At 68.0% G+C, this 17,097-nt stretch carries 14 protein-coding genes; 4 read left to right on the forward strand and 10 right to left on the reverse strand.

The genetic code is table 11. The features are described from left to right. Window positions 1–44: 44 nt before the first annotated feature. The 8 genes from ACI3KS_RS03910 to ACI3KS_RS03945 form a co-directional block, all read right to left on the reverse strand. Window positions 45–2,132 carry a beta-galactosidase gene (locus tag ACI3KS_RS03910; protein WP_404915409.1) on the reverse strand — a complete coding sequence of 696 codons (2,088 nt, stop codon included), beginning with the start codon at window positions 2,130–2,132 and terminating at the stop codon, window positions 45–47. A 57-nt stretch (window positions 2,133–2,189) separates the two neighbouring features. Further along, entirely contained in the window at window positions 2,190–3,089 is a 900-nt protein-coding gene (locus ACI3KS_RS03915) for a carbohydrate ABC transporter permease (RefSeq protein WP_404915411.1), read from the reverse strand. Next, entirely contained in the window at window positions 3,086–4,024 is a 939-nt protein-coding gene (locus ACI3KS_RS03920) for a carbohydrate ABC transporter permease (protein WP_404915413.1), read from the reverse strand. Before ACI3KS_RS03920 ends, ACI3KS_RS03915 begins: the two co-directional genes overlap by 4 nt. Next, the gene (locus ACI3KS_RS03925; RefSeq protein WP_404915415.1) at window positions 4,021–5,367 is read right to left on the reverse strand and encodes an ABC transporter substrate-binding protein; all 1,347 of its coding nucleotides are present in this window, start codon (window positions 5,365–5,367) and stop codon (window positions 4,021–4,023) included. Before ACI3KS_RS03925 ends, ACI3KS_RS03920 begins: the two co-directional genes overlap by 4 nt. A gap of 62 nt (window positions 5,368–5,429) precedes the next feature. Then, complete coding sequence (locus tag ACI3KS_RS03930) at window positions 5,430–6,479, reverse strand: LacI family DNA-binding transcriptional regulator (protein ID WP_404915417.1); 1,050 nt, start codon at window positions 6,477–6,479, stop codon at window positions 5,430–5,432. A gap of 260 nt (window positions 6,480–6,739) precedes the next feature. Further along, entirely contained in the window at window positions 6,740–7,333 is a 594-nt protein-coding gene (locus ACI3KS_RS03935; RefSeq protein WP_404915419.1) for a GNAT family N-acetyltransferase, read from the reverse strand. A gap of 169 nt (window positions 7,334–7,502) precedes the next feature. Further along, entirely contained in the window at window positions 7,503–8,939 is a 1,437-nt protein-coding gene (locus ACI3KS_RS03940; protein ID WP_404915421.1) for a DUF222 domain-containing protein, read from the reverse strand. Between the two features lie 308 nt (window positions 8,940–9,247). After that, on the reverse strand, window positions 9,248–10,132 hold the full coding sequence (locus tag ACI3KS_RS03945) for an aldo/keto reductase (RefSeq protein ID WP_404915423.1): 885 nt from the start codon (window positions 10,130–10,132) through the stop codon (window positions 9,248–9,250). A gap of 250 nt (window positions 10,133–10,382) precedes the next feature. On the opposite strand from ACI3KS_RS03945, the gene ACI3KS_RS03950 reads away from it, so the two are divergent. Next, window positions 10,383–11,531, forward strand: coding sequence for a calcium:proton antiporter (locus tag ACI3KS_RS03950; RefSeq protein ID WP_404915425.1), 1,149 nt, complete (start codon window positions 10,383–10,385; stop codon window positions 11,529–11,531). A gap of 116 nt (window positions 11,532–11,647) precedes the next feature. Next, window positions 11,648–12,883 (forward strand): MFS transporter, encoded by a 1,236-nt coding sequence (locus ACI3KS_RS03955; protein WP_404915427.1) that lies wholly within the window; start codon window positions 11,648–11,650, stop codon window positions 12,881–12,883. Window positions 12,884–13,038: 155 nt separating this feature from the next. On the opposite strand, the gene ACI3KS_RS03960 is transcribed toward ACI3KS_RS03955, so the two are convergent. After that, on the reverse strand, window positions 13,039–14,079 hold the full coding sequence (locus ACI3KS_RS03960; RefSeq protein ID WP_404915429.1) for an ABC transporter permease: 1,041 nt from the start codon (window positions 14,077–14,079) through the stop codon (window positions 13,039–13,041). Then, the gene (locus ACI3KS_RS03965; RefSeq protein WP_404915431.1) at window positions 14,076–15,026 is read right to left on the reverse strand and encodes an ABC transporter ATP-binding protein; all 951 of its coding nucleotides are present in this window, start codon (window positions 15,024–15,026) and stop codon (window positions 14,076–14,078) included. The genes ACI3KS_RS03960 and ACI3KS_RS03965 overlap by 4 nt, the downstream gene beginning before the upstream one ends. Before the next feature lie 180 nt (window positions 15,027–15,206). On the opposite strand from ACI3KS_RS03965, the gene ACI3KS_RS03970 reads away from it, so the two are divergent. Both ACI3KS_RS03970 and ACI3KS_RS03975 read left to right on the forward strand, forming a co-directional pair. Beyond that, window positions 15,207–15,974 carry a peptidoglycan recognition family protein gene (locus ACI3KS_RS03970; RefSeq protein WP_404915433.1) on the forward strand — a complete coding sequence of 256 codons (768 nt, stop codon included), beginning with the start codon at window positions 15,207–15,209 and terminating at the stop codon, window positions 15,972–15,974. Between the two features lie 141 nt (window positions 15,975–16,115). Then, window positions 16,116–17,039, forward strand: a complete 924-nt coding sequence (locus ACI3KS_RS03975) for a formate/nitrite transporter family protein (protein WP_404915435.1) — start codon at window positions 16,116–16,118, stop codon at window positions 17,037–17,039. The last annotated feature ends 58 nt before the right edge of the window (window positions 17,040–17,097 follow it).

Here is a 17,097-nt window from a genome sequence, read left to right on the forward strand (position 1 = left end):
CCCCTTCGGCTCTGTCCCCTCGCCTTCTCTCTTCTCGATGCTCCTCACGCCGAGGCAAACACCCGTACGTCCCAGGCCCCGAGCTCGATCTCCGCACCGGCGGCGAACTGTTCGCCGCTGAGGACGTCCTCTGCGCCATCCGGCAGCACGTAGGTCGACGGATCCCACGACCAGTTGTGCACGACGTGCACGTGCTCCCCCGCGCGGTTGGTCGAGTTCTGCACGGACTGGGCGTCGTTCCCGGGACGCCACCCGGTCTCCCCCGCGCCGACACGCACAGCCCAGTCCGCGATCGCCGCCGCGAACCCGTGACTCGGCACCGTGCCGACGTAGGTGATGCGCCCGGTGCCGTGAGCCTTCGTCGTGGCGGCCGGCCAGCGTCCGAAGTGCGGGTGCACGTAGGTCGCCAGGATCTCCGCACCCTCGACCTGCAGACCATCGGCCCACAGCCGAGCGGTCGCGTCGGCGGGCACCTCGAATTCTTCGCTGCCCTCGACCCGCAGCGGCGACGCGAGGTTGGAGAACTCGTCGTACCAGACCCCCGCGGCCTCATCCAGGAGCGCGGGCTTGCGCTCGAGACGCGCACGGGCCTGCTCGTCCTCGTACCCGGTGCGGATGCCGAGCACGAGATGCCCGCCGGCGGCGGCGTAGTCGCGGAGCCAGACGAGATCGGCATCCGTCGCGATCGTGAAGGCAGCGGCGATCAGCACCGGGACCTCGGCTGCGTAGGCGGCGGGATCGATGCCGCGCAGTTGCGCCGCGTGCACCGCCCGCCCCTGCAAGCCCGCCTCGAAGACGCCCCGCACGAACGCGTCGCGCACGGTCTGGAACCCTCGACGGTCCGGCTCGCCGTCGCGCGAGAGCGACGGATGCTCGGCCTGTGCCCACTTGCTGTCGGTGTCGAAGAGGATCGCGACATCGGCATCCGGAGTGAGCCCCGCGACTCGAGAGCCCGCGGTCGCGAAGTCTGCGCCGAGCTGCGCGATCTCGCGGAAGACCCGCCCCGGCTGCTGGCTGTGCGGCAGCACACCGCCCCAGTACGTCTCGGCACCGGCGTGCAGGGTGTGGAAGTGCCAGTACTCGATCATGTTCGCGCCGCGCGAGACGAGCGCCCAGGCAGCCTGTCGCCACTGCCCGTCGTACGCGGGCTCGTTGACCCACGGCATCCCGATCGCCTGCGCATTGGTCTCGGTCACGAGGAACGGCGCCTGTTTGGTGCCGTACATCCGGTCGGCGGAGTTGATCAGTGCCCAGACACCGGAGCTCGTCCAGTACTGCGCGCTCTCGTCGTCGTTCGGCAGCGCGAAGGCATCCTGCATCCGGTAGTACGGGTTGCCCGCCGTGATGTCGAGGCCACGCGTGAGTGCGACCTCATCCGCGGTCTCACGGTCGTAGGCGATGCAGGTCGTGACGAACTGGTCGTCCCTCGAGTACTCGCGCACGATGTCGGCCTGCCACGAGATGAACGCGGTGGTGAGTTCACCCTGGAACCGCCGCCAGGCGAGCGAGTACTGCGGCTGCGCGTTGCCGTCGGGGCGCCAGAGATCCGCCCAGTCGATCAGGCGATGTGACCAGTACGTCAGCCCCCACGCCTCGTTGAGCGCCTCGACCGAGCCGTACTCGCGGCGCAGCGCGTCTACGAAACGCTGGAAGACCTGGTCGTTCGAGAACGGGACCATGCCCGGTTCGTTGTCGACCTGATACCCGATCACCGCGGGGTGGTCGGCGTAGCGGGCGATGATGCGGCGGATCACCCGCTCGGCGTGGAACAGGAATGCGGGGTGCGCGTAATCGATCTCCTGCCGCGCTCCCCAGCCCATCCTCGTCCCGGTGCCGCGCTCGACGTTGATCTCGGGCAGCTGACGGGCCAGCCACATCGGCACGGCGTACGTCGGGGTGCCGAGGATCACGCGGATGCCGTTCTCGTGCGCCGCATCGAGCACGGGCGCCAGCCACTCGAGGTCGAAGACGCCGTCGTCGGGTTCCCACGTGGACCATACCGATTCTCCGACGCGGATGACGGTGAACCCGGCCTCCTTCATGAGGCGCATGTCCTCATCGAGCCGGGGCGTCGGCAGGTATTCGTGGTAGTACGCGGCTCCGAACAGGACGGAGTCATCGAGGTGCGACATGGACGTCGACTTCCTTTCTCTGGGGTCTGTGGTGTCCTCTGCGAGCGTCACGGCCGCTCACCCCTTCACCGCGCCGGCGGTCAGTCCCTCGAGCAGCTGCTTGCGGAGCAGGATGAACACGAGGATCGTCGGGATCGATGCGAGCACGGCGCCCGCGAGGACGAGGTCGTAGGAGCGGTTCTCCGAGGCGAACAGGATGTTGAGCCCGAGCGGGATCGTGTACTGCTGCGAGTCGGACACCAGCACCAGTGGCCACATGAAGCTGTTGTAGCTCTGCAGGAAGCTCCAGACCGCGAGTGCTCCGAGCGACGGCCGCAGCAGCGGAAGCACGACCCGCCAGAAGGTGCCGAACTCCGAGCATCCGTCGATCCTGGCCGCCTCGATGATGTCGTCCGGGACGGACTGAACGATGAACTGCTGCATCATGAAGATTCCGAACGCGGGGGCGACCCAGGGCACGATCAGCGAGAACCACGGGTTCGCGAGTCCGCTCTTCACCACGAGGATGAACAGCGGCACGAGGATCACCGCGAACGGGATCGACAGCGAGCTGAACATCACCGCGAACAGGACGCGGCGGCCGCGGAAGCGGAACTTCGCGAAGCCGTACCCCGCGAGCGCGCAGACGAACACCGACACCGCGGTGGCGATGGTCGAGGTGCCGATGCTCATGCCGAACCAGGCGAAGAACGGCTGGGTCGAGAGCAGGTTGACGTAGTTCTCGATGGTCACGGGGTCGGGGATCAGCGTCGGCGGCACCGCGAAGATGTCGCCGCGCTCTTTGAGAGATCCGCTCAGCGCCCAGACCAACGGCGCGATGAAGACGAGCAGGAGGGCGACCAGCGTGACGTAGAGCAGGGCGCGGCGTGCGATCTTCCCCGTTCGGGGCTTCGGTGCGCTCTTGCGCGGTTCTCTCGCAGGTGTCGGCGTGGTCTGGGGTTCTGCGATGGCGGTCATGAGTCCCTCCCGATGCCGAGCAGGCGGTTCAGGCCCTGGCTGACGATGAAGACGATGGCGAACAGCACCACGCCCGCAGCCGCGGCGTAGCCGAACTGCTGCCGCTCGAACGCGGCCCGATAGATGAACATGGCGACGCTGAGGGTGGCTTCACCGGGGCCGCCCTTCGTGAGCAGATAGGGCTCGTCGAAGAGCTGCGCCGCACTGATGAAGGACGTCACGATCACGAAGGCGGTGACCGGACGGATCGAGGGCACGGTGACGGTGAAGAACGAGCGCACGGGGCCCGCACCGTCGAGCGCCGCCGCCTCGTAAAGCTCGCCGGGGACGTTCTGCAGAGCGGCGAGGAAGAAGATCGTCAGGTAGCCGACGGTCCGCCACAGCAGCACGAACCCGATCGCGCCCTTCGCGAGGGTGGGGTCGCCGAGCCAGTCCGTGTTCGGAAGGCCGAACAGCGCCGTGAGCGAGGCGTTGAGAAGGCCGTAGTCCCGATCGAAGATCAGGCTGTAGATCAGCGCGATCACGATCGGCGAGAGCACCATCGGCACGAAGTACGCCACCCGGAACAGGTCGCGCAGCTTGAGGTTGCGGGCATTCAGAGCCTGGGCGACGAGCAGCGACACCGGCACGACGATGAGCACGGCGATCGCGGTGTAGATCGCGGAGTTGCCCAGAGCGTTGCCGAAGCTGGTGTCACGGAAGAGGTCGGCGTAGTTCTGAAGGCCGATCCAGTTGGGGGTGCCGAGTCCGACCCATTCGGTGAGGCTCAGCACGATGGCGGCACCGACCGGGATGATCATGAACAGGCCGTAGAGCACGTAGAACGGTGCGATGAAGAGGTAGGGCGCGGCTCCTCCTCGGATGCGCCCGCCACGGGGAGCGCGCCCCTTCAGACGGGGAACGACATTGAGCTCGGTGTGGGTGGTGGCGCTCATCCTCTGGCCTGTCCCTTGTAGTCGGCGGCGGCGTCACGCAGTGCTTGGGCAGGGCTGACCTGGCCCTTGTAGGCGCGCAACAGATGCCCGGAGAGCACGGTCGTCATGATCGAGCTGTTGGCGCTCTGGTGCACGTCGGGCACGTCGTCGACGATGTCCCGGTAGGTCTCGAAGAGCCGCTGGCCACCGAAGTACTCGTCCTCGATCGCCGCGAGTTCCGTCGAGTCGAAGACCGAGCGGCGGGTGGGCAGGTAGCCCATCGCCTTGTACCGCGCGATCTGCTGCTCGGGCTCAAGATACGCCGTGGTGACCAGATGGATGCCGGCCTCGGTGGCCGCCTTGCCCTTGAGCGCTCCGAAACCGGTGCCACCGCCGACGGCCGTACGTCCGCCGCCACCGGCGAAGCGTGGGAGCGGGGCGATGCGCCACTGCCCGGACTGCTCGGGGACGTTGGGCTTGATGCCATAGCTCGCGTACCAGGACGGCATGTTGACGCCGAGGATCTTGCCGGACTTCAGGCCGCTCTGCACGCTCGGGCCGTACATGTCGGCGACCGTCGCGATCGCGCCGGACTGGACGCCGTCCGCCACGAACTTCAGGGCGTCCTCCGCCTCTGGTGTCTCGAGGGTGGCGTTGCCGTCTTCGTCGAAGAGGTCTCCGCCGCGCTGGAGGAGATGGATGTGCCAGTTCTGCACGGTGCCGCCGGGGTCGCTGGTGGCGACCGCGCTGAGTGCGACGCCTTCGCGCTCTGCGACCTGGGCGCCGACCTTGCCGAACTCCTCCCAGGTGCCGAAGTCGGTGGTGAGTCCGAGGCGCTCGTACTCGTCGGCGCGGTGATACAGCACGGTGAGCGGGGTGTCGGAGTCGAGGGCGTAGAGCTTGCCGTCCTTGCTGAACGGCGTCAGGCGCGCGGTGATGAGGTCGTCGGCGATCGGCGCGATCGCGCCGCTGAAGTCGGCGAGGAGCTCCGGGGCGATGTCGCCGCGCAGCATCCGGGAGAATGCTCCGATCTCGAGACCGACGACGTCCGGAGTGCCCGTGCCGGCGACCGCCTGCGCGATGAGCTTGGTGACGATGTCGGCGGCGCCGGCCTTGGTGATCTCCATGTTGTAACGGAAGCTCGAGGTCGACTCGGCGAGGGCGAGGGCCTCGCCGAAGAACGCGATGTATCCGTCGTCGTGCGTCCAGAACGAGAGATCGACGCTGCCGGATGCCACGGGCGTGGCGGTTCCCGGAGCACAGGCGGCGAGGCTCGAGCCCAGCAGCGCGGCGCCCCCGCCGATCGCGAACAGCCGGAGGACGTCCCGTCGGGACAGTCCTGGCGGATGGGGAGAGAAGGTCATTCGATACTCCTGACTACGTTGTCATATCGTGCGATGGTGCCCACCGGGGGTGGTGGCGGACGTCAGTTCGCGGGGGTGATCTGGCTCGACTCACGGATGATGAGCTGAGCCTGGAGCTTGCGGTTCGCGGTACCTGGCGCGTGGCCGTCGAGCGCGCGGAGGAGCCGGTGCATCCCGATACGGGACGTCTCGGCGAAGTTCTGGCGGACTGTCGAGAGCGGCACGGCCTGGAAGGCCGCCACGTCGATGTCGTCGAATCCGATGATCGCGACGTCGTGCGGCACGCGCAGCCCGGCGTCACGGATCGCCGCCATCGCCCCGATCGCCATCTGGTCGTTGGCGACGAACACGGCGGTGCACGGCACGCCTGTCGCGACGGCATCCGACAGCAGGGCGCGCATGGCGTCATAGCCGCCGGACGGCGTCCAGTCGCTCTCGGCCGGGTCGACGACGGAGACTCCCTCGTCGTCGAGCGCACGGCGCCAGCCGTCGCGCCGCGAGCGGCTCGACTGCCAGTTCATGGGGCCGGCGATGTGGTGCACGGTCGCATGCCCCTGCACCAGCAGATGTTCGGTCGCGTCGCGCGCGCCCGACGACTCATCGGCTCCGATGATGAGCTCGCGCGGGCTGCTGGTCACCGGTCGCATGCCGAAGGTGAGCACCTCGATGCCGTCGGGAACCGTCAGGAGTCCCTTGCCGAAGTCGACGGGTTCGGAGATGACGATCCCCTCCGCCCCCTGCGCTGCAAGGGTGTCGATCGCGGCTTGGATGTCGGCGCCCGCGCCCGGATCCGTGCGCACCACGCTGAGCGCATAGCCGGCCTTGCGGGAGACCGCCTCGACTTCGGCGAGCACCGAACTCGGCCCATAGAACGCGGTGCCGCCGAGTGCGACGACGCCGATGCGGCGAGAGCGCTGGGTGACGAGCGCCCGTGCGGCCGCGTTGGGGCGAAATCCCACCTGCTCGACGACGGCGAGCACGCGTTCGCGGATGCTGTCGGTCACGTAGGGCTCGTCATTGATGACACGGGACACCGTCTTCTGAGAGACGCCGGCGATGCGCGCGACGTCGGTCATCGACACGCGTCGTGCTCGGGGAACGACCTCGTCCATCCACCCTCCTCTCTGACAGGCATCCTGAGAGTACGAGCATTCTGACTGCGTAGTCAAGGTGTGACGACATATTCGCGTGACCGGTCACGGAAATAGGCTCCGCTTTCTCCGAGAACATGCCCCGCGGTAAGCCGAGACGGGGGCGGGCCGGTGTCACGCGTAGCGCATCGGCGGCACCGGATTCCAGGAAGAGACAGACGAGGTGCCGAACGGCACGCAGGGCGCGGGGAGGGAAGCGGGAACCTGAGCGGTGACGTCCGTCAGCCGAGGGCGATGAGTTGCGCCAACAGCTCCGGCGGCACCTCGCGGTCGGCATAGACCCGACGCAGCAGCCCGGACGTGAGCGGGTAGTCGGCGGGATCGTCCCCCTCCCAGGCCAGGTTCAGCCCGACGCGTTCGAGCGTGCGCCAGGATGCGGGGTTCCGGGTGAGCGCTCGCGCGGTGACCGGGAGGTCGGGGCGGGCAGCCGCGGCGGCGCGACGTGCCGCGATGCCCACCTCGGTGGCGAAACCGTGCCCCCAGGCATCCCGGGCCAGGCGATAGCCGAGGTTCCACGCGCGCACGTCGGGACGCCGGACCGCGGCACCGCCGAGGCCGATGATCGCTCCCGGGGCGAGCTCGCCGAGCCGGTCCGCGGTGCGGATCGCCCACCATCCGAGCCCGAAGTCTCGCCAGGAGCGCGCGTAGTCCTCGGCCATGGCCCGACTCTGCGCGACGTCGGTCTCGACTCCGTCCGGGAGATGCGTCCACGTCGCCGGGTCCGACTGGATCTCGAAGAGCGCCTGCACCAACTCGGGATCGGCGGAATCGATCGGCGTCAGGATCAAGCGCTCCGTGCGGGTGTCGGCAGCCATCGGTTCACGGTAGCCGACACCAGGGACACCCGCTCTAGCAGCCGAGCGGCGGGGCCGGGACATCCGCACCGGCAGGCCGAGCGGCGGGGCCGGACAACCGCTGGACCGAAGAAAGACCGCTGAACAGACCAGCCTGCCGGCTGCACGTCGTGCGTGGATCGCCCCGCTGTCAGGTGAACATGACGCGTCGGGGGACGCGGTCGGTGTAGGCGTGGTGGAGGGGGCTGTGCCAGGTGATGGTCCCGTCAGCGTGTTGCTGTGCGGTCCACCGGTACGGATCCGGGACGTCGGGATGCTTCAACGTGTGATGCGACCGGCAGAAGTGGGCGAGGTTGTCGATCGACGTCGCCCCACCCCGGGCATGATCCTGGTTGTGGTCGATGTCACACCTGTGGACCGGTGTCTGGCATCCCGGGAACCGGCAATGCTGGTCCCTCGCCCGCAGATACCGACGCATCGCCGCGGTCGGGGTATACGTGTCGGTGTGGGTGAGCAGGCCGGTGGGGTCGAGGAACAGGCGCGTCCACCCGCCATGCGCACCGGCGAGATCCCGAGCGATGTCGGGATCGAGTTCCCCGTACCCATCCAACTGTGCCGGCCGGTCATCCGCCCCAGCCAGGGTGGTCGCAGCGACCGTGACCTGAATGCGCGCCTGGACCGCGCCGGCCGCGTCACCGACCGCGGCGCCCGGGGTGCCGGCGAGGAGCAGGTCGGTGAACACGTCCGCCCGCACCTCATCCAGACTCCGCGTGTCCGCGGGCACATGCTCGATGTCGTCGTCGGGGTCGCGGGTGAACGTGGCCCCGTCGGCGCTGAAGATCACCGCCTCCTCATCGAGACGGTCATGCTCATCCAGGCGCGGATCCCACGGGTCCAGATCGTCCGCACTCAGCGACCCGTCCGCGTCGGGTTCCGCGGTATCGAGGGTGGGTTCACGGGTGTCACGGTCCGCGATCACCTGCTGCGACATGCGCGTGATCCGGTCCTGGATCGCGACGGCGATCCACTCCGGCAACACCGCGGTCAGGATCGCCAGCCCGTCATCCAGGGACCGCACCGTCACGGACCTCTCTCGCGCGGCACGCTTGTGCCGATCCACGACGGTCTCCCCGACGAGCGACGACGCGACCTCCCGCCCATGCACCCGAGTCCGTGACGCCGTGTCCGTCTCTGCGACCGGGAGCACCGCGGCCTCGAACAGACCCATCAACGCCGCATCCGCCCGCCCCGCCATGATCGCCTCCGCGATCACTTCCGATGCCCGGGCGATCTCCCGCACATGCGCGGCCGAGATCGTCCCGGCCTGCGCGGCCGCACGCACAGCGGGGAGCCAGTCCCGCACCCGCCGCGCGTCCGTGAAGGCGTATTCCATCGACCCCTTCGACACGTGTCCTGCGGCGGAGAACTCCGCGACCATCGACCGGAAGATCGCCTCCCGATGCCGGGGGAACTCGACCACGTCACGATCATGCAGGTCCATCTGCTCGATCAGCAGGCCCGCCGCGACCGCTTCCAACGCCGCGATCTGCTCCCGCGTCTCGACCCAGGACGCGAGAATCCGCTCACGCTCCCGAAACTCGAGATCCAGATCAGACGAGGTATCCATGAACAGAGTATAGTACAAAACTACGAATGATGGAAGAGGAATTCTCGGTTGATTTCGTACTTAGAGGCGGCTCTCTCTCCGGCCGTGACCCACCCTACGACCGACCTCCGACGTTCCCCGGAGCCCGCATCGAGTGGGTCGGACCATGCCGACGGCACCAGACGCCGACGGACAAGAAGCTCACCTCGCGCACCCGAAGCATCGGCGAGCAACGCGCCGACGCACCCAACGCGCCGACGCACCCGACGCGCCCGACGCGCCCACATGCGCCCGATCGCATCCGGAGCCCGCTGACCCCGCCGCCCCCCTCAGGCCTCGTCGATCACCAGGTCGAAGAACGCATCCCGCGGCTGATCGGGGTCGGGGCCGCCGCGCACTCCGGTGTCGAGCGCGTCGATCCGCGCGAGATCCTCCACAGACAGTGAGAAGTCGAACACGTCGAAGTTCTCGGCGATCCGCATCGGATTGGTCGACTTCGGGATGACCGAGCGCCCCTGCTGGATGCCCCACCGCAACATCACCTGTGCGGGCGACTTCTCATGCCGACGCGCGATTTCGCCGATCGTCTCGTCCTGCAGCACACTGCGGCGCTCGTCGCCCCACCCGGGGTAGAAGGTGATGCCGCCGATCGGCGACCACGCCTGAGTGAGGATGCCGCGCTCGGCATCCTCACGCTGCACGTCCTGCTGCGTGAAGTACGGATGCAGCTCCACCTGGTTCACGGCGGGCACGACGGCTGTCTCAGCGATCAGCCGCGCGAGGTGAGGGGGCATGAAGTTGCTGACCCCGATCGCCCGCACACGTCCGTCGGCGAGCAGTGCCTCGAGCGCCTGATAGGCGGCGATCACGCTGTCGAACCGAGACGGAACCGGCTGATGCAGGATCAGCAGGTCCAGGTTCTCGACGCCGAGCTTGCCCACGGCCTTGTCGAAGGCGTGCAACGTCTGATCGTAACCGTAGTCCGACACCCATACCTTCGTCTCGAGGAAGATCTCGTCACGCGGGATCCCGGAGCGGCGGATCCCCTCCCCCACCTGTCGTTCATTGCGATAGGCGGCCGCGGTGTCGATGTGACGGTAGCCGACCCGCAGGGCCTCGGCGACAGCATCCGTCGTCTCCTCCGGCGGACTCTGGAAGACGCCGAGCCCGATCGCCGGCATGGTGACACCGTTGTTGAGAGTGAGTTCGTTCATGGTGGCTCCGTTTCTCGAGAGGTGAGCACGCGCTCCCCCTCCGACTACCATCACATCGTCGTCTCCCTTCCGTCGGCAGTGTCGAGCGTTCCCGGTACTGGCAGACCCCTTCTCGGCCCAATGCCCTTGCACAGGCACTGATCAGGCACGCACTCTACGATCGACGCAGAACGCCGACACGGCAGCGCGGGCGGGACGGCCCACTCGCGTCATCTCATCCGGGGACGACCCCGCGAAGGAGTACCGCCAGATGTCGCGCACCGCACATCGTCGGATCATCGGCGTCTCGGACGTCGCCCGCATCGTCCTCGGCTGGGGTGCCTTCGGCATCCTGTTGTTCGCGCACCCGCTGATCGCCGCTCCCGCGCCGACCCCGGCACTGATCATCGCGTTGAGCCTCATCGTCGCCGTCGTGATCGTCTGCGCGTTCGGCGTCGTGACGCAGGCGGAGGCGCTCGCGCACAAGCTCGGGGATCCCTACGGATCGCTCGTGCTGACGCTGTCGATCGTCCTCATCGAGGTGATCCTCATCTCCGCCGTCATGCTCGGGCCGGGCGAGCACACCACCATCGCCCGCGACTCGATCATGGCCGTCTCGATGATCATCCTCAACCTCGTGATCGGCCTTTGTCTGCTGGTCGGCGGGCTCCGCCACCGCGGCCTCGCGCACAACCGCACCGGAACGTCGGCGTACCTCGCGATGCTGATCGTGCTGGTATCCTCCGCGTTCGCGCTGCCCGTGCTGATCGGCGCGGACGGCTCGTACACTCTCGGCCAGGGGCTGGTCGTGATCGCGCTCGCACTGGGCCTCTACGCGTTCTTCCTGTTCCGTCAGATGGGCGCGCAGGCAGCGGATTTCACTGAGATCGGCGCTCGGATGCCGGTGGCGGATGCCGCGGGCGACGCCGCCGCGCGCACCGACATCAGTGTCGTGCTGCGCGAGAACCGGCGCGAGATCGTCACCCGCCTCGCCGCGCTCGTCGCCACGGTGATCCCGATCGTGCTTCTCTCACACGACATGGCGGCGCTTCTCGACGACGGACTGGGTCGACTCGGTGCTCCCCCGGCACTCGCCGGCGTGCTGATCGCGGCGATCGTGTTCCTGCCGGAGTCGATCACTGCGGTCCGCGCGGCGCTCAGCGGCGAAGCACAGCGGGTGAGCAACCTCTGCCATGGCGCGCTCGTGTCGACCGTCGGCCTGACGATCCCCGCGGTGCTGATCATCGGCATGGCGACCGGACAGACGGTCGTGCTGGCCGAGTCGCCGGCGAACCTGCTCATACTCGCGGTGACGATGCTGCTGTCGGTGACGACGTTCAGCGCGAAGAAGGCGACCGCGGTGCACGGTGCCGCGCACCTGGCGGTGTTCGCGGTGTACCTGCTCGTGCTGTTCCGCTAGGTCCTGGTTCAGGGGTTCCCCGCCAGTACACGTCTCGAGAGGAACTCCCGCGCTGTGCTCGATCCTCGTTGACTGAGGATCATCCGATTCCGACACTCAGCCACCCGGAGGTCTTCGTGAGCACCACGACGTCATCGACCCCGACAGTCGGTCGCGACGCGGATGCCGGTCCCCCGGCATCCGCCCCGCCTCCGCGCCTGCCCCTCGTCGTCTACGTGCTGGCCCTCGGCACATTCCTCATGCTCACGACGGAGTTCGTGGTCGCCGGCATCCTGCCCGAGATGTCGGCCGACCTGAACGTCTCGATCGCCCGCGCCGGGATGCTGATCACGGTCTTCGCGATCGGCATGATCATCGGCGCACCGCTCATGGCGATGCTCACGTTGCGACTGTCGAAGCGCCTGACGCTCGTGCTCGCACTCGTCGTGTTCATCATCGGCCACGTGATCGTCGCCCTCGGGTCGGACTTCACCGTGCTGCTCGCCGCACGGTTCGTCACCGCTCTCGCCACCGGCGCCTTCTGGGCGGTGTCGGCGGTCGTCGCCAGTCGTTCGGCCGGCCCCTCATCGAGTGCGCGCGCCATCGGCATCGTGAGTGCCGGCGGCGCGCTGGCGACCGTGCTCGGCGTGCCGCTCGGTGCACTCGTGGCCCAGTCCGTGGGGTGGCGCGGCACCTTCTGGGCCCTCGCCATCGCGGCTGCTGTGGCCGCGGTGTTCGTGGCTCGACTGGTTCCCGCGGCAGAGGACGAAACCTCCCGCACGTCGATCCGCGCTGAGTTCTCCGGCCTGCGATCGGTCCGGCTCTGGGTGACCCTCGCCGCGTGCATGACGACGACCGGCGGAGTGCTCGCGGCGTACTCGTTCATCTCGCCGATCCTCACGGATCAGGCCGGCGTTCCTGCAGCGCTCGTGCCGCTCGTGCTCACCGGTTTCGGGATCGGCTCGTTCATCGGCACGCTCGTCGGCGGCAGGTTCGGCGACGCGCACCCCTCGCTGATCACGATCTTCACTCCCGCGGTCACGGTGCTCCTGCTGCTCGGCATCAGCGCGGTGGCGGGTGCACCGTGGGCGACGGTCGTCCTGGTCGTCCTGCTGGGGCTCTTCGGTCTGAGCGCCAACGGGGTGCTCATCGATCTCAGCGTGCGCTTCGCCGGACAGGCGGCGACGCTCGGCTCGGCGCTCGCGGTGGCGGCCTTCAACGCCGGTACCGCCGTCGGATCCGCCGTCGCCGGGCTGACGCTGGGCAGCGCACTCGGCATCGCGGGCCCCGCCGCTGTGGGAGCGGGCATCGTCGCGCTCACCCTGATCCCGACGATCGTGCTCGCAGTGATGCGGAGTCGGGACAGGCGCTGATCCGGAGCGGTCGCGCATAGGATGCGGGGGTGACCGGCCGGACCGACGAGCAGCCCGAGGTCCGTACTGCGCGCCCTATTCAGGTCTACGCGCCATAAACCTGAATAGCGCGACACTTCTTCAGGCTTCGGATGAGCTGTTCGCGCGCTCCATCGTCAGCGTTCCCGATCGTCCCAGACGAACGATCGTGCCGCGATCAAAGTCGCGATCACGGTGGCGCCGAGCATCAGAGCCCACAAAGCCGGGATGGGGAGAGTCGTCGCAGTGCCCGCGAGGTCGGCTCCAGCCGCCTGCACGAGCCAGTTCGTCGGCAGCATGTCCGTCACCGACCAGACCCACTCGGGCAAGACGGTACGGGGGAACACCGCCCCGGTCGCGAACAGCGCGAGGATGGGGATCATCACCGCTGCTTGGGTGATGATCTCCGGCTTTCGCGAGCGACTGCCGAGCAGCAACGCGAACGAGAAGCACATCGCCAGCCCCACCAAGAGAGTGATCGACAGCCGCAGGATGCCGCCGCCGGACGAATAGCCGTTGACCATCGAGACGATCAGCGTGACGACCGCGATGAGCGCTGCGAACCCGAAGCGGAGCGGGATCTGAGCGCACACGTAGTCGAGTCGCCGCACCGGGGTGGTGCCCAGAAGCCGCAGCAGACCGCGCGAACGTGCAGTGACGAGAGCCAGGCTCGTCCCGGTGAACGTCGCGGAGAGGAACCCCAGCAAGACGACCCCGGCGAGATTGGCGCGGAGCAGATCGACCACCACGAAACCGTCGGGTTCAGTCGCCGTGATGTCGGCGGGCGAGTACCCCGCTGCCTCGACCGCGCGTTGCACCTCCAACCACGCAGGGGCACGCGATCCGGGCACTCCGACGACGACATCCGCGCTGACCGAGGTCACCGTCACCGAGACGTCCGCTCCCGGGCCGGATGTGGCCTCGATCCCGTGCTCGCCGAGCGACATGAGCACGCGTTCGACCGCCGTCTGCTCGCCCGTCACCACGACGACGGGGTCAGCGCGCCCCTGGACGTTGATGGCCAGGTTGAGCGCGAACATCAACAATAGGAAGAAGCCGAAAGAGAAGAGCGCGGAGAACAAGCCCCGCCGGTCGCGCCACTGCTCCTTCGCGCCGGCCACGGTCATCTCGACGAACGCCGATCCGATCCGCGGTTCCCCTTCGATCTCGCGAGTCATGAGGCCTGCCCTTCGCTCATCCCATCCCCGATCACGGCGAGGAACACGTCCTCGAGGGAGCCTCTGCGCACGTCGTACGCCCACGTGCGCAGACCCGGGCGCTCGATGACGGCGCGCAGCACGGCATCCGGGTCGTCCGTCGTGACGAGCACACGCTCCCCGCCGTCCACGGCCTCGACCGTGAGGCTCGTGACGGATGCTCGGAGGCGCAACCAGCCGAATCCGGAACCGGCCGGCGCGGTGAAGGCGATCGAGCTCACCGTGGAGCTCTGTCGCACCAGTTCGTCGGGCCGATCGACGGCGGCGAGCGCGCCGTCGTGAAGGATCGCGACACGGTCGCAGAGATCCGTGGCTTCCGTGAGGTCGTGGGTCGAGTACAGCACGGTGACGCCGTGCGCCGCCAGCGATCGAACGATGTCCTGCAGCCCTCGTCGCGCGGCGGGGTCGAGGCCGGCCGAGGGCTCATCGAGCACCACGAGTTCCGGGTTCCCGATGAGCGCAACACCCAGCAGCAGCCGTCGCAGCTGTCCGCCTGACAGGTCTCGCACCGCGACGGCATCCTGTTCTGCGAGACCGATCAGATCGATCACGTCGAAGATGCGGCGCGGACGCCGATGCAGCGAAGCGAAGAGGCGCAGGATCTCGAGGACGGTCAGTCGCTCGGGCAGAGCGGCCGCCTGCGGCTGCACGCTGACTCGAGAGGTGACCGCACGCCGGTCCCGCGCCGGGTCGACGCCGAAGACCCGCACCTCACCGCTCGTCAGCCTCCGCAGTCCGACGATGCTCTCGAGCAGGGTCGACTTCCCGGCTCCGTTCCGGCCGAGCACTCCGAAGATCTCCCCCGCGTGCACCTCGAATGAGACATCGTCGAGAGCTCGCCGATCGCCGTACGTCTTCGAGACGTGGGCCGCGACGATCACAGGTGGAAGATCCGCGTCCTTCGGCATGGTCGATCCTTCGCTCGCATGGGGCTGCCTCCATTCCATCGATGGATGCGGTCACCCGCGTCCGTCATACGGCGGATATCGACGCCGCGCGCTCGGGCCCTCCTCCGCCGAGCGGCGGAGTCGGACCCCGGATGCTCGCGCCGAAGGCCACATGTCACCGCAATGTGGTCAGATGTGGAGATGACGCACTCTCCCCCGGCGGAACCGGATAAACCTCCGTCGACGCACACCCGTCGACGCTTCCTCATCGCGGCCGGTGCCGGGATCGCCGTCACGGCCGCGGGAATCGTGCTCTCGACAGTTCCCGAGGATCCCCCTCTCGTCGCTCCCGACACGTCAGTGGATCCCGACAACCCGCGGGGGCTCCCGGAGTACGCGCCGGTCTACGACCGCGCGATCCGCGGGCTCGAGGCACCGCTGGGGTTCACGGACTGCGCGCATCCGACCGTGCGGTCGACACGTGACACCGCGGGAAGCGACCGCCACACGGTGACGCCGATCATCGATCGATTCGTCATCCACCACACGGGCACGACCACCGAGCAGCTCGACTTCCTGTCGCACTGCAACAAGAGATCCTCCGCCCCGACCTTCTACCTGCGCAACGACGGATCCGTCATCGAGCTCATCCGCCCCGGGGCCAAGCCGTCCTCCACCGGAGCCGACTGGAACTGGCGCTCGCTGGCGGTGGAGACCTTGAACGCCACCGGAGCCCCGGAGTACCGGGTGACCCCCGCGCAGCTGGAAGAGCTCGCCCGGATGATCGCCTGGCTCGCGACCTTCGACGGCAGCACCTTGGACGGCGTTCCGGTGTCGTTCGCGATCGACAGAGAGCACGTCATCAGCCATCGGGAGACCTGGTCGGGAACTGAATGCCCCGGACCCTTCCTGCAGTCTCGACTGGACGACATCGTCGCCCGCGCTCGGGAGATCTACGACGCCTCCTGAATGCCAGCCCTTCTCACACCGCTGGATCGACGAAGTGAAGGGTTCGCTCCACAGACGTAACCTCGCGCGTCGCTGAGTGAAACGCCGTTCGACCATGCTCGATGCAGCCGAGCATCCGTGCTCCCGTCCCGTGGAGGTCATGTGTCCTACATCAAACCCGCCGAGCTCGCGACCCGCATGGTCGATGCCGGCGCCTACAAACTGCAGCTGTCCGCTCGCGACACCCTCATTCGCGCCTTCATGGGCGCGGCCCTGCTCACGATCGCGGCCGCCTTCGCCGTGACGGTCTCGACGCAGACAGGTCAGCCCCTCCTCGGCGCCGTTCTGTTTCCCGTCGGATTCGTGATGCTCTATCTGCTCGGGTACGACCTGCTGACCGGCGTGTTCACGCTCGGCCCGCTCGCGGTGCTCGACCGTCGCCCCGGCGCGACGTTCGGGTCGCTGATGCGCAACTGGGGCCTCGTGTTCCTCGGCAACTTCGGCGGCGCCTTCCTGGTGGCGATCCTCATGGCGATCTACTTCACGTACGGGTTCTCGACGGAACCCAGCCCCGTCGGCGAGGCGATCAGCGAGATCGGGCATGGCAGAACCGTCGGGTACGCCGATCACGGCGCGGCCGGGATGCTGACACTGTTCATCCGCGGCGTGCTCTGCAACTGGATGGTGTCGACGGGGGTCGTGCTGGCGATGGTGTCGGACAGCACGATCGGGAAGATCGTCGCGATGTGGCTCCCGATCATGTTGTTCTTCTACATGGGCTTCGAGCACTCGATCGTCAACATGTTCCTGTTCCCCTCGGGCCTGCTGATGGGTGCGGACTTCACTGTGTGGGACTACCTCGTCTGGAACGAGCTGCCGACCGTCGTCGGCAACCTCGTCGGCGGCCTCGCCTTCGTCGGGCTGCCGATCTACTTCACGCACGGCCGCCCGAAGGCTCGGAAGGCGCGCGAGGCGCGTGCAGAGCAGCGTCGGGCGCGCCTGGTCGTCACCGAGGCACCGACCGCGGATACGCCCGTGATCGGTCAGGACACGACCAGAGCCGAGCGCGAGCCGTCGCGGGTCTGAATCGACGAACGGGGGCGGATGCGTCGGCATCCGCCCCCGTTCCTACGCGCGCTCGAAC

Origin of the sequence: Microbacterium sp. ZW T5_45 (genome assembly GCF_044987415.1) — a bacterium.
Lineage (GTDB): Bacteria > Actinomycetota > Actinomycetes > Actinomycetales > Microbacteriaceae > Microbacterium.